This is a genomic window from Flavobacterium sp. TAB 87, assembly GCF_001529295.1.
Classification (GTDB): Bacteria; Bacteroidota; Bacteroidia; order Flavobacteriales; family Flavobacteriaceae; genus Flavobacterium.
In genome coordinates, this window is record NZ_LLWK01000037.1 from 507,510 (window position 1) to 529,381 (window position 21,872).

The 21,872-nt window shown below is 34.5% G+C and carries 16 protein-coding genes and 2 tRNA genes; 10 read left to right on the plus strand and 8 right to left on the minus strand.

Going from position 1 to position 21,872, the window contains the following annotated elements; translation table 11 throughout:
* The first annotated feature begins 209 nt into the window (after positions 1-209).
* Entirely contained in the window at positions 210-1,082 is an 873-nt protein-coding gene (fabD, locus tag AP058_RS11475) for an ACP S-malonyltransferase (protein ID WP_066310724.1), read from the plus strand.
* Between the two features lie 244 nt (positions 1,083-1,326).
* On the opposite strand, the gene galE is transcribed toward fabD, so the two are convergent.
* A complete protein-coding gene (gene galE, locus AP058_RS11480) occupies positions 1,327-2,340 on the minus strand; it encodes a UDP-glucose 4-epimerase GalE (protein WP_066310725.1) in 1,014 nt (337 codons plus the stop codon).
* A gap of 13 nt (positions 2,341-2,353) precedes the next feature.
* A complete protein-coding gene (locus AP058_RS11485) occupies positions 2,354-3,487 on the minus strand; it encodes a DegT/DnrJ/EryC1/StrS aminotransferase family protein (protein ID WP_066310727.1) in 1,134 nt (377 codons plus the stop codon).
* Positions 3,488-3,642: 155 nt separating this feature from the next.
* Between AP058_RS11485 and AP058_RS11490 the strand changes: the two genes are divergently transcribed.
* The 4 genes from AP058_RS11490 (at position 3,643) to AP058_RS11505 (ending at position 7,887) form a co-directional block, all read left to right on the plus strand.
* Positions 3,643-4,875 carry a 3-deoxy-D-manno-octulosonic acid transferase gene (locus AP058_RS11490; RefSeq protein WP_066310729.1) on the plus strand — a complete coding sequence of 411 codons (1,233 nt, stop codon included), beginning with the start codon at positions 3,643-3,645 and terminating at the stop codon, positions 4,873-4,875.
* The gene (locus AP058_RS11495) at positions 4,869-5,315 is read left to right on the plus strand and encodes an N-acetyltransferase (RefSeq protein ID WP_066310730.1); all 447 of its coding nucleotides are present in this window, start codon (positions 4,869-4,871) and stop codon (positions 5,313-5,315) included. The genes AP058_RS11490 and AP058_RS11495 overlap by 7 nt, the downstream gene beginning before the upstream one ends.
* A 23-nt stretch (positions 5,316-5,338) precedes the next feature.
* Positions 5,339-7,513 carry a S46 family peptidase gene (locus AP058_RS11500; RefSeq protein ID WP_082706642.1) on the plus strand — a complete coding sequence of 725 codons (2,175 nt, stop codon included), beginning with the start codon at positions 5,339-5,341 and terminating at the stop codon, positions 7,511-7,513.
* Between the two features lie 170 nt (positions 7,514-7,683).
* Entirely contained in the window at positions 7,684-7,887 is a 204-nt protein-coding gene (locus AP058_RS11505; RefSeq protein ID WP_066310733.1) for a hypothetical protein, read from the plus strand.
* Positions 7,888-7,995: 108 nt separating this feature from the next.
* On the opposite strand, the gene AP058_RS11510 is transcribed toward AP058_RS11505, so the two are convergent.
* The 4 genes from AP058_RS11510 to mutS form a co-directional block, all read right to left on the minus strand.
* Positions 7,996-8,364, minus strand: a complete 369-nt coding sequence (locus AP058_RS11510) for a DUF1508 domain-containing protein (protein ID WP_066311152.1) — start codon at positions 8,362-8,364, stop codon at positions 7,996-7,998.
* A gap of 108 nt (positions 8,365-8,472) precedes the next feature.
* Positions 8,473-8,558: transfer RNA gene (locus AP058_RS11515), tRNA-Leu, on the minus strand.
* Positions 8,559-8,572: 14 nt separating this feature from the next.
* Positions 8,573-8,645, minus strand: a tRNA-Gly gene (locus AP058_RS11520).
* Positions 8,646-8,789: 144 nt separating this feature from the next.
* A complete protein-coding gene (gene mutS / locus AP058_RS11525) occupies positions 8,790-11,396 on the minus strand; it encodes a DNA mismatch repair protein MutS (RefSeq protein WP_066310739.1) in 2,607 nt (868 codons plus the stop codon).
* 155 nt (positions 11,397-11,551) lie between these two features.
* On the opposite strand from mutS, the gene AP058_RS11530 reads away from it, so the two are divergent.
* Positions 11,552-11,974, plus strand: coding sequence for a DUF1573 domain-containing protein (locus AP058_RS11530; RefSeq protein ID WP_066310741.1), 423 nt, complete (start codon positions 11,552-11,554; stop codon positions 11,972-11,974).
* A gap of 75 nt (positions 11,975-12,049) precedes the next feature.
* Positions 12,050-12,586, plus strand: coding sequence for an RNA methyltransferase (locus tag AP058_RS11535; RefSeq protein ID WP_066310743.1), 537 nt, complete (start codon positions 12,050-12,052; stop codon positions 12,584-12,586).
* Positions 12,587-12,605: 19 nt separating this feature from the next.
* On the opposite strand, the gene folK is transcribed toward AP058_RS11535, so the two are convergent.
* A complete protein-coding gene (gene folK / locus AP058_RS11540; RefSeq protein ID WP_066310745.1) occupies positions 12,606-13,739 on the minus strand; it encodes a 2-amino-4-hydroxy-6-hydroxymethyldihydropteridine diphosphokinase in 1,134 nt (377 codons plus the stop codon).
* A gap of 586 nt (positions 13,740-14,325) precedes the next feature.
* Here folK and sppA point away from each other — a divergent pair.
* Positions 14,326-16,083 carry a signal peptide peptidase SppA gene (gene sppA, locus AP058_RS11550; RefSeq protein WP_066310756.1) on the plus strand — a complete coding sequence of 586 codons (1,758 nt, stop codon included), beginning with the start codon at positions 14,326-14,328 and terminating at the stop codon, positions 16,081-16,083.
* A 460-nt stretch (positions 16,084-16,543) separates the two neighbouring features.
* Entirely contained in the window at positions 16,544-19,138 is a 2,595-nt protein-coding gene (locus tag AP058_RS11555; RefSeq protein ID WP_066310760.1) for an AsmA family protein, read from the plus strand.
* A gap of 142 nt (positions 19,139-19,280) precedes the next feature.
* On the opposite strand, the gene AP058_RS11560 is transcribed toward AP058_RS11555, so the two are convergent.
* Entirely contained in the window at positions 19,281-20,075 is a 795-nt protein-coding gene (locus AP058_RS11560; RefSeq protein WP_066310762.1) for a DUF2797 domain-containing protein, read from the minus strand.
* A 236-nt stretch (positions 20,076-20,311) separates the two neighbouring features.
* Here AP058_RS11560 and AP058_RS11565 point away from each other — a divergent pair, with 236 nt between their 5' ends.
* On the plus strand, positions 20,312-21,820 hold the full coding sequence (locus tag AP058_RS11565) for a GH3 auxin-responsive promoter family protein (RefSeq protein WP_066310764.1): 1,509 nt from the start codon (positions 20,312-20,314) through the stop codon (positions 21,818-21,820).
* Positions 21,821-21,872: the final 52 nt, after the last annotated feature.

Here is a 21,872-nt window from a genome sequence, read left to right on the forward strand (position 1 = left end):
CAATGTAATCTAGTGTACTTCAGATTTTTGTTTCGTGAAAACATTCGATTTATAGGTTTACGAATTTTACAAACTAAAAAGTGCTATTTTTGCAGCCCGATCGAAAGTAACTTTTCGATAGTTCCTTTTTTCAATCTTTAACTTAAAGACATGCGATGTCTTATGACGTTGCTGCTGATAAATATTAAAAAACAATAAAAAAACTACAGATGAAAGCATACGTTTTTCCTGGACAAGGCGCACAATTTACCGGAATGGGTAAAGATTTATACGAAAACTCGGCTTTGGCCAAAGAACTATTTGAAAAAGCAAATGAAATTTTAGGTTTTCGCATCACTGATATTATGTTCGAAGGTACCGCTGAAGAACTAAAGGAAACCAAAGTTACGCAGCCTGCTGTATTTTTACACTCCGTTATTTTGGCAAAAACATTAGAAAATTTTCATCCAGAAATGGTAGCGGGACATTCCTTAGGGGAATTTTCGGCTTTAGTCGCTAATGGCACTTTATCTTTTGAAGACGGTTTAAAATTAGTTTCGAAACGTGCTTTGGCGATGCAAAAAGCATGTGAAATAAAACCTTCAACAATGGCAGCAGTTTTAGGCTTAGCGGATAACGTTGTAGAAGAGGTTTGTGCTACTATTGACGGTGTTGTTGTTGCAGCAAATTACAACTGCCCTGGTCAACTGGTTATTTCTGGAGAAACTTCGGCAGTTGAAAAAGCATGCGAAGCGATGAAAGCAGCTGGCGCAAAACGTGCCTTATTATTGCCTGTTGGCGGAGCATTCCACTCGCCAATGATGGAACCTGCGAGAGAAGAATTAGCTGCAGCTATTGAAGCAACTACTTTTGCTACACCAAGTTGCCCTGTTTATCAAAACGTAACCGCAACTGCCGTTTCTGACCCCAACGAAATTAAAAAGAACTTAATCATTCAATTAACTGCTCCTGTAAAATGGACACAATCGGTACAACAAATGATTGCCGATGGCGCGACTTTATTTACTGAAGTTGGACCTGGAAAAGTTTTATCTGGATTAATTGGTAAAATTGATAAAGAAGCTGCTACTGCAAATGCTTAAAAATAATTTTTAGAATTTAATTCTTAATTTATAAAAAAATCCTCGTTAACGAAAAGTTGGCGAGGATTTTGTTTTTAGAGCTCTTTTGCTGCTTGGCAGTCACCGATTACGAATCTATGTAATGATTCAAAAAATTCTATTTATATTTATTATTACAAATCTTTTGAATTAACCACAAGTAAAAACCCCAAACTATCAATAAATAATTTGGGGCTTCTTATGATGATGGTATTAGATTTACATACTAACTTCTAATCTTTTGTTCCCATTTCCAAGCACTGTCCATCGCTTGATCTAAAGTAAATTTTGCTTTCCAACCCAAAATTTCATTCGCTTTCGTAGTACTTGCGTACGCTTCTGTAATATCTCCTTCGCGTCGACCCATAATTTTATACGCTAGTTTTTTATCACTCACTTTTTCAAAACTGTGAATCACTTCAAGAACCGAACTTCCTGTTCCAGTTCCTAAATTAAAGGTCTCTACTTTATCCAAATTTTGTTTGTTTAACAAACGTTGCAATGCAATTACGTGCGCTTTTGCCAAATCTACAACATGAATGTAATCGCGAACTGCAGTTCCATCTGCTGTTGGATAATCATCTCCAAAAACAGCTAATTCTTGGCGCAATCCAATTCCTGTTTGCGTAATAAAAGGCACTAAATTTTGAGGAACACCAATTGGTAATTCACCAATTTGAGTAGTTGGATGCGAACCAATCGGGTTAAAATAGCGCAATAAAATGGCATTGATGTTGGTTACTTTCGCTGTATCGCTAATGATCTCTTCTCCAATTTTTTTGGTATTCCCGTAAGGAGAAATCGGTTGTTGTACCGGTGCATCTTCGGTAATTGGCATTTTTTCGGCTTGACCGTAAACGGTACAAGACGAACTAAAAATAAAACTTGCTTCTGGTTTTTGCTGTAATTCTTGCAACAAATAAACTAAAGTACTAATGTTGTTTTCGTAGTATAATAACGGATTTATAACACTCTCACCTACAGCTTTAGATGCTGCAAAATGGATCACTCCACTTATATCTTGGTATTTTTTAAAAAAATCTTGAACGGCACTCTTTTCTCGTAAATCTAATTTCTCGAAAATTGGTTTTTTACCTGTAATTGCTACAATTCCATCCAAAACTTCTTCGGTAGAATTAGAAAGATTGTCAATAATTACAACTTCAAAACCTTCATTTTGTAATTCGACTACCGTGTGAGAACCAATAAAACCTAATCCGCCAGTTACAAGTATCTTCATAATATTTTTATCGTTATTTGTCTAAAAATTCTAAAACAGAACTCGTAATAAATTGAATTTGCTCTTCGTCTAACTCTGTGTGCATCGGCAACGAAAGCACTTCTTTCACCAATTGATTGGTAATTAAAAAGTCATCCTCCAAATATCTTTCGTTTTTATACGCTTTTTGAGCATGCAATGGAATTGGATAATATATTGCGCAAGGAATTCCTTTTTGTTGCAAATGCTCTAACAAACCATTTCGATCTGCATTTATTATTCTCAAGGTATATTGATGAAAAACATGATTGTTTTTATTAGCATCAAAAGATGGCGTAATAATATTAGCGTGACCGTCAAAAGCTTGGTTGTATAAACTAGCCGCAGTACGTCTTGTTGCATTGTAAATATCCAAAAGCGGCAGTTTCACATTCAAAACAGCTGCCTGAATACTGTCTAATCTAGAATTTACGCCTACCACATCGTGATGGTATCGTTCGTACATTCCGTGATTGACAATTCCACGCAGCATGTGTGCTAGATCGTCATCATTTGTAAAAATTGCTCCTCCGTCTCCATAACAACCTAAGTTTTTAGATGGAAAAAATGACGTTGCCCCAACATGTCCTATGGTTCCTGCTTTAATCGTAACTCCAGATGCTGACAAATAATCAGCGCCAATAGCTTGAGCATTATCTTCAATTACATATAAATTATTTTCGCGCGCAATTTCCATAATAACATCCATGTGAGCCGTTCTACCAAACAAATGCACAGGAACAATTGCTTTGGTTTTTGGCGTTATTGCTTTTCTAATCGCATCTATAGAGATGTTCATATCATGCATATCCACATCTACTAAAACAGGCGTTAACTGTAACAAAGCAATCACTTCAACAGTTGCTGCAAAAGTAAAATCGGCTGTAATTACCTCATCACCGGGCTGTAAACCCAAGCCCATCATCGCAATTTGTAACGCATCGGTACCATTAGCACAAGGAATTACGTGCTTAACGCCTAAGTACTGTTCAAGATTTTTTTGAAACTCATGAACCACAGGTCCGTTGATATACGTGTTTGTATCTAAAACGTCTTGTATAGAAGCATTGACCGTATCTTTTATTTTATCGTATTGACCTTTAAGGTCAACCATTTGTATTTTTTTCATTTTAATTTGGCTTAAAATTCTCTGATTATCAATTGCTTTTATTCCACTTTATCTAAGAGAAAATTATAAAAATGGCAGTACAAAAATAGTTATTTAATGGCTTTTAACCATAAAAATAAACGAAAGAAGCGTATTTTAGCAGCAAATATTCCTTTATGCTTTTTTTATACAATGTAGTCCTATATATTGCCACTTTTTTATTAAAAATAGTAGCTCTTTTCAACTCCAAAATCAACTTATTTGTGTCGGGAAGAAAAGATGTTTTTTCGACACTTTCTGAAAAAATAGAACCAACCGACAAAACCTTTTGGTTTCACGCGGCTTCTTTAGGTGAATACGAACAAGGGCTACCCATTATCGAAAAAATAAAAAGCACACATCCCAATCACAAAATAATTGTTACTTTTTTTTCGCCTTCTGGTTATGAAGTCCGAAAAAACAATACCGTTGCAGATGTGACCGTCTATTTGCCAATGGACACCAAGAGCAATGCTAAGAAATTTATCTCCTTGGTACATCCCGAAAAAGTGTTTTTTATCAAATATGAATTTTGGTTAAACTACCTAAGTGAACTTGAAAAAAATAAAATTCCGACCTATCTAGTTTCTGGTGTTTTTAGAGAAAACCAAATATTCTTTAAACGTTATGGCGGTTTTTACAGAAAAGCGCTTACTGCTTTCACGTACTTTTTTGTTCAAAATGAAAAATCGAAAAAGTTATTAAATGACATTCATTTAAACAATGTGATTGTCTCTGGAGATACAAGATTTGATCGTGTCGTCGCTATTCTAGAAAAAGACAATCAGCTTGATTTCATAGCCGAATTTAAAAACAATACTACCACTATTGTTGTTGGAAGCTCTTGGCCCAAAGACGAATCTTCGTTAATTGATTATATTAATTCGACTGCGAAAAATGTCAAATTTATTATTGCGCCACACAACATAAAAATGGACCAAATTGAGCAACTTAAAAATGCAATCATAAAAAAAACCGTTCTTTTTTCGGAAAAAGAAAACCAAAATTTAAAAGAGTTTGATGTCTTTATAATTGACACGATTGGTATTTTAACCAAAATCTACAGTTATGCCGATATTGCATATGTTGGTGGAGGTTTTGGAAATCCTGGTGTTCATAATTTATTAGAGCCAGCCACTTTTGGCGTCCCCATTGTAATTGGCCCCAATTTTTCTCATTTTGAAGAAGCGACTGCATTGGTCCAAAACCACGGTTGCATTAGTATTTCGAACGCAATCGAATTAGAACATATTTTTAACAAACTCATTTCTGATGTTGATTTGAGAAAAAAACAAGGACTTATTTGCAGCCATTTTGTCCAAGAAAATAAAGGCGCCACAACAACAATTTTTAACGCAATATCATGGTAGTTTTTAAAGAAATAACAAATTCAGACCTTGAGCTTATTGTGAGTTTGATGGAAGAATTTTACGCAATCGATAATTATCCGATTGACACGGAAACCTCGACAGCCCTATTTAAAGAATTCATCACTAATGAAAAATTAGGCAAAGCGTGGCTCATTTTTACTGAGAAAGAAGTAGTTGGCTATGTTATTCTGACTTTTGTTTTTAGTTTCGAATACCAAGGAAGAATCGCCTTTTTAGATGAATTGTATCTGAGTGAAAAAGCCAGAGGGAAAGGATTGGGCAAGAAAACGGTACAATTTATTATCGAGCAAATTTCAAATTTATCTTTGAAACATATTTACTTAGAGGTAGAAGAGCACAACAACAACGCACAAAAATTGTATATTGCAAGCGATTTCGAATTTCACAATCGAAAATTAATGAGCTACAAACCCCGATAAATTTATCAATTAAATCAAAAAAAATGAAGTTTTTAAAATTATTCGCATTATTGTTTGTTTTTCAAGTACAAGCACAACAAGGCGGAATGTGGATTCCATCTTTACTTGACGGAATGAACGCAAAAGAAATGCAAGCACTTGGAATGAAAATGTCGATTAAAGATATTTACGATGTTAATAGTTCAAGTTTAAAAGACGCTGTTCCTCACTTCAACGGCGGCTGTACATCTGAGGTTATTTCGCCAAAAGGTTTGCTTTTAACCAATCATCATTGTGGTTACGGACAAATTCAAGCACATTCATCGGTAGAAAATGATTATTTAGCCGATGGTTTTTGGGCTTATAAAATGGAAGACGAATTACCAAATGAGAATTTGGAAGTTACTTTTATCGTAAAGATTGAAGATGTAACCAAACAAATTTTAGAAGGAGTTGCTGTTTTACCAAATGAATCAGACAAACAAGCGAAAATTCAGCAAAACATTTCGGCTTTGTCCAATACATTTCCAAAAGAAAAATACCAAGAAAATAAAATTCGTACGTTTTTTGAAGGAAATCAATACATGCTTTTTGTAACTGAAACATATAGCGATGTACGTTTGGTTGGTGCTCCACCTACAAGTATTGGAAAATTTGGATCAGATACCGACAACTGGGTTTGGCCTCGTCATACTGGTGATTTTTCTTTGTTTAGAATTTACGCAGACAAAAACAACCAGCCAGCAAAGTATTCTAAAGACAACGTTCCCTATACTCCGAAACACTTTTTACCAATATCTTTGGATGGTGTTGCCGAAGACGACTTTACTTTAGTATTTGGATATCCAGGAAAAACAAGCGAGTATTTGCCTGCAGTCGCTATTGAGCAAATTGTTAATGAATTGAACCCAACTAAAATTGAAATTCGAGATAGAGTTTTAAAAGTTACAGACGGTTTCATGCGAAAAGACAAAGCCATTAAAATTCAATACGCTGCCAAATACGCAAGTACAGCCAATTATTATAAAAAATGGATTGGTGAATCACAAGGTTTACAAAAATCGAATGCGGCTGGAGTAAAGAAAGAACAAGAAAAAGTATTTCAAGAAAAACTTATCAAGGCAGGAAAAGAAACGGAATACGGTTCGTTATTAGCCAACTTTGACACGAACTACAAGGCAATTGCTCCTTATGCAATTGCTAGAGATTATTTTAGCGAGATTGTTTTAAGAAACGTTGAATTACTTAAAACGACCTACAAATTTGTACAACTAGAGCAAATTTATAAGAACAAAGGTGAACAATCTTTTACTGATAGAAAAAATAATCTTGCCAGTGGTTTGGGCGAATTTTACAAAGATTTCAATAAAAAAGTCGACGAAAAAATCTTCGAACAAGTAATTGAGATGTATGCCAAACAATCTCCACAGCAATTTTTACCTGTAAGTTTAAAAAATGCGACTGCTACTCAATTGACTGCAGCCGTTTACGGGAAATCAAAACTAACCACTTTTGAAGGTGTAAAAGAGATTTTATCTGGCGACACTAAAAGTATCTTGAAAAAACTAAACAGCGATCCCGCTTTTAAATTGGTGAAAGACTTAAGCGCCTCTTACTTTAATGAAGTAGCACCAAAATACGACGAGCTGAACATGAAAATTACAGCTTTGCAACGTGATTACATGAAAGCACAATTAGAGTTGGGTACAAACGATCGCATATTCCCAGACGCAAACAGTACGTTACGTGTAACTTACGGGCAGGTAAAAAGCTACGCACCAAAAGATGCAGTTCTTTACGAACCAGTAACTTATTTAGAAGGTGTAATGGAAAAATACATTCCGGGTGATTATGAATTTGACGTGCCTACCAAATTAGTTGACTTATATAAAGCCAAAGATTATGGTCAATATGCCCAAAATGGTAAGATGCCAGTAAACTTTATTGGAACAAATCATACTACTGGGGGAAATTCGGGCAGTCCGGCGATTGACGCAAATGGAAACCTAATTGGGCTGAATTTTGATCGTGTTTGGGAAGGTACCATGAGTGATATTTATTACGACCCAAGCATCTGTAGAAACATTATGGTTGATGCACGCTATATTTTGTTCATTATTGATAAATATGCTGGTGCTACCAATATTATATCTGAATTGAAGCTTGTTCATCCAAAAACAGGCAAGTCAATGAAAAAGAAAGACTTAAAGAAAAAATAATTTGGCCCAGGTCAAGAACCTAGAGGTTAAATCTGGCATAATAATTGTTAAATACCCTCCAGAGAAAAAGATTGAATATTTTTCAAAAAAAAAATGAAAAAATATTTTACATATCAAAAATTTTATATCTTTGCCTCGAATTAATAATTAACCTTTTATAATAAAGTAAGATGAAAAAAGTATTTTTAAGTTTAGCTGCTGTTGCTGTATTAACTGTTGTATCTTGTAAGAAAGCTGACGCTGCTGCTGAAACTCCAGCTGAAGAAGTAATTGACTCTGCTGCTATGACTATCGATTCAGCTAATCAAGTAATTGATTCTGCTACTCAAGTAATTGATTCTGCTGCTACAGCTGTTGAAGACGCTACTAAATAATTTTTAGCTAAAATCAAAAAAATAGCCATCCGTGCAAACGAGATGGCTTTTTTTATGCCTTTTATTTTAGGAATTGAAATAAGCAGTAAGCTATCTCAAACAATGCTTTTAAACTTCTGTTTCCAGCTCTTCTTCTTCAAAACCAAACGGATTGTCAGTAAAGTCTAATATCTCTGACTGAACGCCGTATTTTACGATTTCATTAATTCCTTTTTGCAACATCAACGCAGTCGAATATTTTCGACTCGTCGCAAAATGTTTTTCCTCAAAAACCAATTTAAAAAAATATTTTCCACCAGAAGATTTGAATTTTTTAAAATCAGCCGAATCGATTTTTTCTTTAAATCGATCCACAGCTTCTTCACACTCAAACTTTAGTTCATAGCTCAAACTAGTAAAAACTACTTTACCTTTTCTAGAAGTAAACACAAATTTATATTCGTCGTTAAATCGCTTACTAATTACAAAAGCACCCATTGTGATTTTTTTTGATTGAAAAATATTGTCCGCATTCAAAAGAGAAGATTCATTTTGAATCACGAATATATATAAAATAAAAAAGCCTCTTCTTTCGAAGAGGCTTTGTACTCAGAGCGGGACTTGAACCCGCACGAACATTGCTGTTCACTGGATTTTAAGTCCAGCGTGTCTACCAATTTCACCATCCGAGCATTGTATGGCGTTGAGCGAAAAACGGGGCTCGAACCCGCGACCTCGACCTTGGCAAGGTCGCGCTCTACCAACTGAGCTATTTTCGCGTTTCAAACTTTTTTAAGAACTGCAACACTTGTACCGTATTGCGAGTGCAAATTTAGGACATTTATTCAATTACACAAGCCTTTTTTTAAAAAAATTTAGAATAAAAACATAAACTATTGATTTACTATTCTTTAAAAATGAAATTATTTTCGAACAAGCATTCTTTTAATCTCATTTAGCTTCATTAATGCTTCTACAGGTGTAATTGAATTAATATCTAGGTTCAAAATCTCTTCTTTTATTTCTTCCAATAACGGATCATCTAAATTAAAGAAACTCATTTGCATTTCATCTTTTGCAGGTTTTATTCCGTTTAACGCAGCGCTAGAGTGATCTTTCTCTAATTTCTTTAAAAGTTTTTGTGCTTTTAAAATTACGATTTGAGGCATACCCGCCATTTTAGCCACATGAATACCAAAACTGTGTGCACTCCCGCCCTTGATCAGTTTCCGGACAAACAGAACGGTATCTTTTAATTCTTTGACTGCAACATTATAATTTTGAATGCGAGGCAGCGATTCGTGCATTTCGTTCAGTTCATGATAATGAGTAGCAAACAGTGTTTTGGGTTTGGACGGATGCTCGTGTAAAAACTCAGCAATAGCCCACGCAATCGAAATTCCATCGTAGGTGCTCGTTCCTCGACCAATTTCATCTAATAATACCAAACTTCGATCGGAGATGTTATTCAAGATCGAAGCGGTTTCGTTCATTTCGACCATAAAAGTAGATTCGCCCATCGAGATATTGTCAGACGCTCCTACTCTAGTAAAAATTTTATCTACAATTCCCATTCGAACACTTTCAGCAGGAACAAAACTTCCCATTTGAGCCAAAAGCACAATCAATGCTGTTTGTCTTAAAATCGCCGACTTACCAGACATATTTGGCCCCGTAATCATAATGAGTTGCTGCGTCTCTCTATCCAAGAATACATCATTTGCAATATAAGGTACATCGATTGGCAATTGTTTCTCGATCACGGGATGACGTCCGTTTCGTATATCCAACTCTAAAGAATCATCGATTTCTGGACAAACGTATTTATTCTCGTTTGCAAGTTGCGTAAACGAACAGAGACAGTCTAATTGCGCAACCAAACTGGCGTTCATTTGAACGGGTTTAATGTATGTTGTGATCCAAGCGACCAACTGTTCAAACAGTTCGGTTTCTATTTTATGAATTTTTTCTTCGGCACCTAGAATTTTACTTTCGTATTCTTTTAACTCTTCTGTAATATAACGCTCAGCGTTTACCAAGGTTTGTTTTCGGATCCACTCTGTTGGAACTTTATCTTTGTGTGTATTTCTAACTTCAATGTAATATCCAAATACATTATTGAATGATATTTTTAAAGAAGTAATACCGGTACGAGCCGATTCTCGTGATTCAATTCCCTCGAGATATTCTTTTCCTGAAATAGAAATTGCACGAAGTTCATCTAATTCAGCATTGATTCCTTTCGCAATGGCGTTTCCTTTGACAATAGCTACAGGCGCATCTTGATTTAAGGTGGTTTTAATTTTCTCGCGAAGCAAATCGCAACTGTGCAAATTATCACCAATTACTTTTACGGCTTCTTGCGGACTTTTAAGCGCCAGTTCTTTGATGGGAATAATAGCATCTAAAGATTCTTTTAGATAAATAATCTCTCGTGGTGAAATTTTTCCGGTAGCGATCTTAGAAATCAAGCGTTCTAAATCTGAAATTTGTTTGATTTGATACTGAACCTTCTGTAAAATTTCTGTATTCTCTTTCAAATAAGTTACGACCTGATGGCGACTTTTAATCTTATTTGCATCCTTTAATGGCAATGCCAACCAACGTTTAAGTAGACGACCACCCATTGGCGAAAGCGTTCTGTCAATTACATCTAATAAGGTAACTGCATTTGGATTATAACTGTGGTACAACTCTAAATTGCGAATGGTAAAACGATCCATCCACACGTAAGCATCTTCGGCAATTCGCTGAATCGCCGTGATATGCTGGACTCTGTTGTGTTGGGTTTCGGATAAATAATATAAAATGGCGCCAGAAGCAATTATGCCTTCCCTTAACTCTTCGATACCAAAACCTTTTAAAGAAACGGTTTGAAAATGTTTGGTCAAGGTTTCGACTGCGTAATCTTCTTTATATATCCAATCTTCTAAATAAAAAGTATGAAAATCATCGCCAAAATTTTCTCTAAAATCGTTTTTCTGTTGTTTGGGAACTAAAACCTCACTCGGATTAAAATTCTGCAATAACTTATCGATATAATCTGCATTTCCTTGAGCGGTTAAAAACTCTCCTGTGGAAACATCTAAGAAAGAAACTCCAATATTTTTGTTGGTAAAATAGATAGAAGCTAAAAAGTTATTGCTTTTAGATTGCAGAACCTCATCATTGAGTGAAACTCCAGGAGTGACCAGTTCGGTTACCCCACGTTTTACGATGGTTTTGGTCATTTTTGGATCTTCTAATTGATCACAAATTGCAACTCTTAATCCTGCTTTTACCAATTTGGGTAAATACGTATTTATAGAATGATGTGGAAAACCAGCCAAAGCCGTTTCTGTTTCAGAACCTGCACCACGTTTAGTTAAGGTTATCCCTAAAATTTTGGACGCTCGAACAGCATCTTCACCAAAAGTTTCATAAAAATCGCCTACTCTAAAAAGCAAACAAGCATCGGGATACTTTCGTTTAATTTCATTGTACTGTTTCATCAATGGGGTTTCTTTAACCACCTTATCTTTAGCTGCCAAATTTTTGTTTTTAGGAATGAAATAATATCGGAGCGAATTTAAAAATTTTAAAACGAATAACGTATTTGTACAAAAAAATTAATTTATTTTAAGTTTTTTTTAAGCTCATTTTTCAATATTTTATATAGATTTGTTGTAATTAAAATTTTACCACAATGAAAAAAATAATTTTACTCGCAATGTTTACTGTTTTAGGAGTTACCACTTCTAACGCTCAAGCCAAATCTACTGCTAAAGTTGCCAAGATTGACGGTGCAGGAATGGCTTTTCAAACTGACGTAATTGACTACGGAAATATCGCTCACAATTCTGACGGGAAACGTGAATTTGTTTTTACAAACAACGGTACAAAACCATTAATTATTACGAACACTCAAGGATCTTGCGGATGTACAGTTCCTACTTCACCAAAAGAACCGATTGCTCCAGGAGCAAAAGGAATTATTGGTGTAAAATATGCTACTGACAGAGTTGGTGCTTTTACTAAAACAGTAACAGTTTCATCTAACGCAGCCGGTCAACCATCAAAAGTATTGACAATAAAAGGTAATGTTTTGCCAGATGCTACAAAAAGCTAAATTGCAAAATAACAAATAAATTAAAAAAGCTTCCTTACCTTTGGGAGCTTTTTTTATGTCCAAAAAACAACAACAATGAGAAAATTAGAAAATAGCGAATTAGAGCGTAAATCAATATCCGATTTTAAACAATCCCAAAAAACTCCTTTGATCTTAATCTTAGATGATGTGAGAAGTTTGCATAACATTGGATCGGTTTTTCGTACTGCTGATGCTTTTTTAATCGAAAAAATATACTTGTGCGGAATTACTGCTACTCCTCCAAATAAAGAAATTCATAAAACAGCGCTTGGTGCGACCGATACTGTAAGTTGGGAACATGTTGAAAATGTAGTCGAATTAATAACGAAATTAAAGAAAGACAACATTATTACTTTGGCTATTGAGCAAGTAGAAAATGCTGTTTTTTTACAAGATTTTAAAATTACGTCAGATCAAAAATATGCACTAGTTTTTGGAAATGAAGTGTACGGCGTTGCTCAAGAAGCTGTTGCAGCTTGCAATGGTTGTATTGAAATTCCGCAATTAGGAACCAAACATTCTTTGAATATTTCTGTAAGTGCCGGAATTGTCGTTTGGGATTTATTTCAAAAAATGAATTGGCCTAAATAAAACTATAAGTACTAAAGATTTAAACCAAAGCTGATTTTAGTTTTTCGAGTATAAATAAATAATCGTTGTGATTTTTAACAAAGTCCAAGTCGGAAACATCAATGAGCAATACGTTTAAATTGGTCTGCGACTTTATAAATTCTAAATAGCCGGTATTTATTTTATCCAAATAATCGGCTTCGATATTTTGCTCGTAACTGCGCCCTCTTTTTTTAATATTTTGCAGTAAACGTTCCGTATTTTGGTATAAATACACATACAAATCGGGCTTCGGCATTTCTTTGGCGATGATATCGAACAAACTTCGATACAAACGATTTTCATCTTCCGTCAACGTAATATTCGCAAATATCAGCGATTTAAAAATGTGATAATCGGCAATTATAAAATCTTTAAACAAATCAAATTGTGCCAAATCATCCGACAATTGCTTGTATCGATCGGCAAGAAAAGACATCTCTAGCGGAAAAGCATATCGATTGGGATCTTTATAAAATTTCGGTAAAAAAGGATTGTCTGCAAAACGTTCAGATACTATTTTGGCATTAAAATCTTCAGATAACTTGTGCACTAAAGTTGTTTTTCCTGCTCCAATATTTCCTTCAAAAGCAATATAGTTAAAATTATTTAAGCGTATTTCCTGTAAAGGCTCCTCTACAGTGTTGACCGCAATACAAGAACTCTCATCGGTACAATTATGAATTAATTCTGAAATTGTTTGATTTAGTATCGGATGTTTCCAATTTAAATCTAAATCTAAGATCGGTTTTAAAACAAACATTCGGTTTTGCATCAATGGATGCGGTACATGCAATTTTTCGGTCTGAATGATTTCTTCATCAAAAATAATCAAATCAATATCAATAATGCGAGCTTGATAACCGAGCATTTCCTTTCGAACACGGCCTAACTTTTTTTCGACCTTTAAGATTTGTTTTAAGATTGTCTTAGCCGAATCAAATGTATGTAAAACTACCGCACAATTGTAAAAAGCGTCACTTTCAAAACCCCAAGATGGAGTTTCGTAAACCTTCGAAACCTTTATAACCGTTCCAACTTCTTGATGAATATTGGCTATGCATTCTTTTATAATTTCAAGGCGATTGCCTTGATTGCTTCCGAGTGATAAAACGACTTGATGTTGTGCTTTCATAATTAAACACAAAGTAAGTAAATCTAATTTAGATCTTTTGTCTAAAGTGCTTCAAAAAAAATTAAAAATCACCAATAATATTGTATACTTTTTTATCCCTTCTTTCAACTCCACACTTTTTAAAAACTGTTTCAGCTTTATTGTCAGCGGCAACTGATTTTGACTTTCCCAAAATAATTTATCATGCTCAAATTTTTCCTTAAATATATCTTTATGCGGCCGAAGATTAGATTTTACTTCTTCATTAATACAGTTAGCGACAGTGGTGTAATTCGTTGAAAAATTGTAATATGTCTCGACATTATCATTATCAACGAACTCCAAAGTCCCAACAAATGCAACCTCACTCCTATAATATTTATTATTGTTTGTATTTATTTCATACAAAACTTTAATAGAACTGTGCTTGCATCAATAACAAAAAAACAAAAGCCGACAGGTACAGCTTTGGACATAAAACAATTTTCAGTATGAAACAAAATAACACCATTTATTTTACAGATTTATAAGTGCTAATAAAATTAACTTTTACTTATTTTTGTAACGAAGTGCTCTTTTTGAATACTTATATATAAAAATAAATACTATGAAGTTTTTAGGAAACGTTTTAGCAACGATTATCGGAATTTTTGTCTTTCTAATGATTGCATTTTTCGGGATTGTTTTTATTGCTGCATTGCTTGGCGGCTCTGATAAGGTTACACTTAAAAGTGATTCGGTTATCGAGCTAGATCTTAAAAAAATTAGTGATGATTACGCCGGTAAATACGAAGACCCATGGGTTACAATTTTTTCGGAACAAAAAACAATCGGATTAACTGATGTAATTAATGCGATAAAAGCGGCAGAAAAGGATGAAAAAATCAAAGGAATTTCGATCTTAAACGATGAATCATCTTTAGGAATGGCACAGGCCAAAGAAGTTCGTACTGCCTTAAATGAATTTAAAAAATCTGGAAAATTTGTAATGGCTTATGCAAATACATATTCTCAAAAAGAATATTATTTAAATTCGGTTGCCGATAAAATATACATAAATCCTGTGGGAGATATGGATTTTAAAGGACTTTCGTCTGAATTGATGTTCTTTAAAGATTTGCAAGAAAAATCAGGCATTCATATGGAAGTGATTCGACACGGAAAATACAAAAGTGCTGTAGAACCTTTTCTTCAAAACGAAATGAGCGATGCAAACAGAGAGCAGACTACCGCATTATTGAATTCGGTTTGGGATGTAATTGTGGCTGATATTTCGACCAGCAGAAAAGTATCTACAACTAGACTTAACGAAATTGCCAACGGACTTTTAGCCCGCACGCCCGAAATGGCAAAAGCAGAAAAATTAGTTGACATTATTGCTTACGAAGATGTATATCACAATGACATTAAAAAAGCTTTAAAAGTAAAAGCTGATGAAGATTACAATAAAATTTCTATTGAAGATTACACGCACAATATATTAACAACCTCGCTTGACAAAGATGCAGAAGATCAAATTGCAATCATTTATGCACAAGGCGAAATTGGTAGTGGAGAAGGAGACGTAAATACAATTGGAGAAGGTTCGATGCGTCGTTCTTTGCAAGAAGCAGCCAAGGATAAAAAAATTAAAGCAATTGTATTGCGCATTAATAGTCCTGGTGGAAGTGCTTTAACTTCTGATTTGATCTGGAGAGAAATCGAATTGACTAAAAAAGTAAAACCTGTAGTCGTTTCTATGGGAAATTACGCGGCTTCTGGCGGTTATTATATTGCTTGTAATGCTAATAAAATCTTTGCTGAAAAAAACACGATTACTGGTTCTATTGGAGTTTTTGGAGTATTACCCAACTTCACTGCATTAGCAACGAGAGTTGGAGTACACACACAACAAGTAAAAACACACGAAAATTCGGCAAATTATAGTCCGTTTGTACCACTTGACGAAAAATTCGCCGCTGTAACTTTAGAAAGTGTAGAGCACATTTACAAGACTTTTGTAACTCGTGTAGCGGAAGGAAGAAAAATGAATTTTGATCAAGTTGATGCGATCGCACAGGGTCGTGTTTGGTCTGGTTCTGAAGCGCTAAAAATTGGTTTAGTAGATCAAATTGGCGGTCTAAATGATGCTATTGCAGAAGCAGCTAAATTGGGAAAAACTAAAAACTACAGCACGCAAAACTTTCCAGAATACAAAAAAAATCTTAATGATTTGTTGAGCGGATTGCCTTTTGCAAAATCAAAAGAAGCTTTTATCAAGGAAGAAATTGGTGCAGAAAACTACATGCTTTTAGAGCAAATTAAAAAAAGCCAGCAAATGAAAGGTGTTCAAGCCTTGATGCCTTTTGAAATTATCATTCAATAAAAAAATAATTACAGCAGTTTGAAAAAAAACTACATTAAAATCCGTTTGAGAGTAATTTCAAACGGATTTTTTATTGCGTTTCTATGGAAATGAATGTACTGTCAAAATTAAACGTAAGAACAATTTGATCCTATTATAGATAACCTATTTAACTACCAAGAACTCTCTACCGTTAGGAACTCTTACTGTAATGCGACGGTAACCAAAAGTTTTACGACTGGTGTAAAGTGTTTTTGACGTAGTACAACGTACATACAAATAGAAAAAGGTTTGGTCTTGGATAACTTACACTCTTCCTTTAAAAAATTTGTGACGAGCTGTCTTTTTTTTCGCATTCATACTTCGGATAAAACTATAGCACATAAGATATTGTGAAAATATTTTAATTTTCTACAAATGAATACGTTATTTTTGCAGCATTCGTTCTAAAAAAACAAATTATAACCCCAAAAAAAGAATTATGTTTAAGAAAATTGCAATTGCGATAGGAATTATTTTCGCACTGATTGTAGGCGCTTTATTTGCCATTCCGTATTTTTTTCAGGATACGATTAAATTGAAAATAGCTGAAACCATCAATAAAAATCTAGACGCTCACGTCAATTTTGCGGATGCCGATTTAAGTTTGTTTTCAGACTTTCCCAATGCTACGGTGACCATTCAAAAATTAGCTATTGTCAACAAAGCTCCATTTGAGGGAGACACGCTTGTTTCTTTGGGTGAATTGAATTTACAGATGAGCATCAAAGAACTTTTTAAAGCAAAAGATGAACCGATAAACATTCAAGCAATTGATTCCAAAAACGGCTATATCAATATTTTATTCAATAAAGATGGTGTTGGTAATTATGATATTGCCTTAAAAGACCAGCCACAGACCGAAGACAAACAAGCTGGAAACCCGATGGCTTTAAAGATTCAGGATTATAAAATTGAGAATTTTAAGTTTCGTTATTACGATGAATCTTCTAAAATAGAACTTGTTATAGACAGTCTAAATCACAAAGGAACTGGCGATTTTACAAACTCTAAGCTTGATTTAAAAACACAATCGACTGCTTATGTTTCGCTAGATCTGGACAAAATTAATTATATGAAAAAGGTAGCGTTGACCTTAGACGCTGTTTTAGGAATTGATTTGGACCAAAGTAAATATACCTTTAAAGAAAACAAAGCGTTGATTAACCAATTGCCGTTAGAATTTGATGGCTTTATTCAAATGGTCGACGCTGGACAAGAATACAACTTGAAGTTTAAGACTCCAACGTCTTCGTTTACTAATTTTCTAGGTTTAATTCCGTCTGCTTATTCTGCTAGTTTAAAAGACGTAAAAACTACAGGAGACTTTACAGTGGCTGGTTATGCAAAAGGCTTGTTGTCAGATACTACGGTTCCTAAATTTAACGTAGCTATTGCTTCCAACAATGCTTCTTTTCAATATCCGAGCTTGCCGAAATCAGTTCAAAATATCGTAATTGACACTAAAATCATCAACGAAACTGGTGTTTTAAACGACACCTATGTGAATTTAAATCAGTTGTCATTTAGAATTGATCAAGACGTTTTTAACGCAAAAGCTACAATCAAGAATATTACAGAGAATCCTATTGTTGATGCAGCATTAAAAGGAACTATCAATTTAGCCCATCTTTCGCAAGCGTATCCTATTAAATTAGACAAGCCATTGAGCGGAATTTTAAAAGCAGATGTGACCACTAATTTTGATATGGCTTCGGTAGAAAAAAGTCAATACGAAAATATTAAAAATGCAGGAACGATGAGCGTATCTGGTTTTAAATACACGGACGAAAACAACAAATCGATGGCGATTAAAACCGCTTTAGTACAATTTAATCCTAGCCGAATTGATTTGCAACAATTTGATGCAACTACTGGTAAAAGTGATTTAAGTATTACGGGAGTTTTAGAGAATTTTTACGGATTTATGTTTAAAAAACAAGAGCTAAAAGGAAACTTCAATATGAGTTCGAACCAGTTGGCAGTAGACGATTTCATGACTGCTGGCGAGCCAGCAACCGAGACCAAAGCAGCTAAACCTTCAGACGCCATGAAGATACCTGCTTTTTTAAACTGCACCATTTCGGCAAAAGCCAATATTGTTTTATACGACAATTTAAAATTGAAAGACGTATCAGGAAAATTAATTGTCAAAGATGAAAAGGCATTATTAGAGAATTTTACCACTTCGATCTTTGGAGGAAAAATAGGCGTGAATGGTTCGGTTTCTACTAAAGAGAAAGTACCGACTTTTGTAATGGATTTAGGTTTTAATCAGGTCGATATTGCACAAACTTTTACGCAATTGGATATGTTTAAAAAAATTGCTCCATTGGCCGGAATTATCAACGGAAAATTAAATTCGAATGTAAAAGTACACGGTAATTTGGATGCTAAGGAGTTGACACCAGATTTGAAGTCAATTTCAGGAGATCTATTAGGTCAATTGCTTTCTACTACTGTCAATGCCAAAAGTTCTACTTTGTTAAGCGCTTTAGATTCTAAAATTGGCTTCATCGATTTAACTAAGCTGAATTTAAATGATTTAAAACTAGGAGTGACATTTGATAATGGAAAAGTAAACGTACAACCGTTCGACATTAAATACCAAGATATAAAAGCAACGATTGGAGGAACTCACGGTTTCGATCAAACGATGAATTACAATATTAAATTTGATGTTCCTGCCAAATATTTAGGAAAGGAAGCAGCTGCGTTCTTATCTAAAATGTCACCGGCTGATCAAGAAAAACTACAAAACATTCCAATAAATGCAATTATTACAGGCGATTTCTCTAGTCCAAAAGTAGCTGTAGACACCAAAACTGCAATTACCAATTTAACGACACAGTTGGCTAATCAACAAAAAGAGAAATTAAAAGAGAAAGGAAATGCATTGGTTAACGACTTCTTAACTAAGAATACAAAACCAAAAGATTCTACTGCAACGCCGCCTACAGAGAAAGAGCAAAAAACCGAAGAGGTTAAAGCAAAAGCGAATGAACTATTAAACGGTCTATTTAAAAAGAAAAAATAATTTTTACATCCCTATACCAAAAAGCCTGATTGTTTGCGCAATCAGGCTTTTTTATGTTCTAAATTATCGGATCAGCGATAAATTATTATTTTCGACCGTTGATAGACTCTTAATTTGAAAAGGAAAAGATACGTGTTTGATGCTATACATCGAGCGTTATCACGTAGCCTTCAGATCCACGAACATTAAAAACTGTTCCGTTTTCAAATATTAAATATTGCCCTTTTATTCCCATCAACTTACCTTTAAAATACGGCGTTTTCTCTAAACTCAAACTCGCTACTTTTTTTGGATACTCTACTACTGGATATTCCATTTCGTACAAGTCATTTTTCTCACCGTAAAAATATTCCTGAGCTTCGCTTGGTATTAAAGACTCCACTTTTGCTTTTTCGGCAACTAAATCGCAACATTCAAAATCATTTTTCAGCATTTTTCGCCAATTGGTTTTATCCGCATAATGGTTTTTTAAGGCCACCTCGGTAATTCCTGCTAAATATCTGTTAGGAACCTCAACAACGGCAATAGCCTGACAGGCACCTTGATCAATCCATCGTGTTGGCATTTGTGTGGTTCTAGTCACTCCAACTTTTATTTCGCTCGATAGAGCCAAATAAACAATGTGCGGTTGCAGCTGTACTTTAGTCTCATAATCTAGATCACGATCAGCAATACCCAAATGCGCAGTACTTAATTCTGGTCTGATGATCCAATCGCCAACAGCAGGACTACTATAAAAACAGTCGTAACAAAATCCTTGTCTAAAAATCTTCTTTTTTTTATGACAACTCAAGCATTCGTAACCCAAAAAATTGATTTCGATTTCCTTGTTCAACAACTGGTTCATATTTATAAAACTGTCTTCAAAAACCAGATAATATTGAATTGGGCTTCCTATTTCGGTTTGCATTTTGGTAAGAACACCTTGGTATTGCATGTAAATTTGAGTTTAAGATTGCGTTTGTGACTTTATGCTAGTTCCAGTCTTATAGTACACACTAACGGGATTTTTAGCGTAAATAAAAAATTGTATTTTGCAAAAAAACACTATTTTTGGTATAAAGACAAATTTAGTCTTTTGTACAAGGATATTCAAATTTTAAATATTCGACTTTTGCTACGATAGTAAGATTCGGGAATTAAAAATCTATAATCTAAAACCCGAATGTATTCATGCCCTTACCAATAATTAATTCGTTTGCTTCGTGGGTTCTTAAACAAAGAATTCATCAAATTGAACTTTTTTTAAAATATCCAAATGAAGTTCAAGAAGAACTTTTATTGGACTTAATTAGAACTTCGGAACATACCGTTGTTGGCAAGCAATATGAATTTTCTACCATAAAATCGTATCAAACGTTTACCGAAAGAGTTCCTATTTCTACGTACGAAGAATTGCAGCCGTTGATTGAACGTACTCGTTTGGGCGAGCAAAATGTTTTTTGGGAAAGCCCTATAAAATGGTTCGCCAAGTCAAGTGGAACGACAAACGCTAAAAGCAAATTTATCCCCGTAAGCAATGAAGCTTTAGAAGATTGCCACTACAAAGGCAGTAAAGATTTGCTGTGCTTGTATTTGAACAATAACGAAGATTCGCAACTATTTTTAGGCAAAAGTTTGCGTTTGGGTGGAAGTTCACAGATTTACGAAGACAATAACTCGCATTTCGGAGATTTATCGGCCATTCTGATTGAGAATATGCCCATGTGGGCAGAATTTAGCAGTACACCAAGCAATAAAACATCGTTAATGAGCGAGTGGGAATCGAAGATTGCTGCTATTATTAGTGAGACACGAAATGAAAATGTAACTAGTTTTGCTGGAGTTCCTTCGTGGATGTTGGTTTTATTAAACCGTGTGCTAGAAAGTGCTGGAAAAGATAATTTACTTGACATTTGGCCAAATCTGGAAGTCTATTTTCACGGTGGCGTGAATTTTTCACCCTATCGCGAGCAATACAAAAAAATTCTTCCTAAAAAAGATTTTAAGTATTATGAAATTTATAATGCATCCGAAGGTTTTTTCGCCATTCAGGATTTAAATAATTCAAGTGATTTATTGTTGATGTTGGATTACGGCATTTTTTACGAATTTATTCCAATGGATACTTTTGGAACATTGGAGCAAAAAGCCATTCGACTTGCGGAAGTAGAATTAAATAAAAATTATGCAATCGTAATTACCACCAATTCTGGTTTGTGGCGCTATTTAATTGGTGACACGGTTCGATTTACGTCTTTAGACCCGTATCGCATTAGGGTTACTGGTCGAACCAAACACCACATTAATGTTTTTGGCGAAGAACTAATGGTCGAGAATACCGATCAAGCAATTGCCAAAGCTTGTATGTTGACACAAACCGAAGTGATTGATTACACCGTTGCTCCAATTTTCATGCAAGACAAAGAAAAAGGTGCGCATGAATGGATTATCGAATTCAAGAAAAAACCGTTGGACATCAATCAATTTCAAAAGGCTTTAGATGATTCTTTGCAAACCTTAAACTCTGATTACGAAGCCAAACGGTATAACAATATGACGCTAAATCCTTTGGTGATAAATATTGCACGTGAAAACTTATTTTACGATTGGCTCAAAGACCGCAACAAATTGGGTGGGCAACATAAAATTCCGAGATTATCCAATCAACGGGATTATTTGGAGCAGTTGAAGGAAATGTAATATTTCGGAAAGATAAATTTTGACTACTATTGGAACTACAACAATACTTTGA

Excerpts from the sequence above, each read along its gene's own strand:
- fabD (WP_066310724.1), top strand. The coding sequence starts at position 210 with ATGAAAGCATACGTTTTTCCTGGACAAGGCGCACAATTTACCGGAATG.
- galE (WP_066310725.1), bottom strand. The coding sequence starts at position 2,340 with ATGAAGATACTTGTAACTGGCGGATTAGGTTTTATTGGTTCTCACACG.
- AP058_RS11485 (WP_066310727.1), bottom strand. The coding sequence starts at position 3,487 with ATGAAAAAAATACAAATGGTTGACCTTAAAGGTCAATACGATAAAATA.
- AP058_RS11490 (WP_066310729.1), top strand. The coding sequence starts at position 3,643 with ATGCTTTTTTTATACAATGTAGTCCTATATATTGCCACTTTTTTATTA.
- AP058_RS11495 (WP_066310730.1), top strand. The coding sequence starts at position 4,869 with ATGGTAGTTTTTAAAGAAATAACAAATTCAGACCTTGAGCTTATTGTG.
- AP058_RS11500 (WP_082706642.1), top strand. The coding sequence starts at position 5,339 with ATGAAGTTTTTAAAATTATTCGCATTATTGTTTGTTTTTCAAGTACAA.
- AP058_RS11505 (WP_066310733.1), top strand. The coding sequence starts at position 7,684 with ATGAAAAAAGTATTTTTAAGTTTAGCTGCTGTTGCTGTATTAACTGTT.
- AP058_RS11510 (WP_066311152.1), bottom strand. The coding sequence starts at position 8,364 with ATGGGTGCTTTTGTAATTAGTAAGCGATTTAACGACGAATATAAATTT.
- AP058_RS11530 (WP_066310741.1), top strand. The coding sequence starts at position 11,552 with ATGAAAAAAATAATTTTACTCGCAATGTTTACTGTTTTAGGAGTTACC.
- AP058_RS11535 (WP_066310743.1), top strand. The coding sequence starts at position 12,050 with ATGAGAAAATTAGAAAATAGCGAATTAGAGCGTAAATCAATATCCGAT.
- folK (WP_066310745.1), bottom strand. The coding sequence starts at position 13,739 with ATGAAAGCACAACATCAAGTCGTTTTATCACTCGGAAGCAATCAAGGC.
- sppA (WP_066310756.1), top strand. The coding sequence starts at position 14,326 with ATGAAGTTTTTAGGAAACGTTTTAGCAACGATTATCGGAATTTTTGTC.
- AP058_RS11555 (WP_066310760.1), top strand. The coding sequence starts at position 16,544 with ATGTTTAAGAAAATTGCAATTGCGATAGGAATTATTTTCGCACTGATT.
- AP058_RS11560 (WP_066310762.1), bottom strand. The coding sequence starts at position 20,075 with ATGCAATACCAAGGTGTTCTTACCAAAATGCAAACCGAAATAGGAAGC.
- AP058_RS11565 (WP_066310764.1), top strand. The coding sequence starts at position 20,312 with ATGCCCTTACCAATAATTAATTCGTTTGCTTCGTGGGTTCTTAAACAA.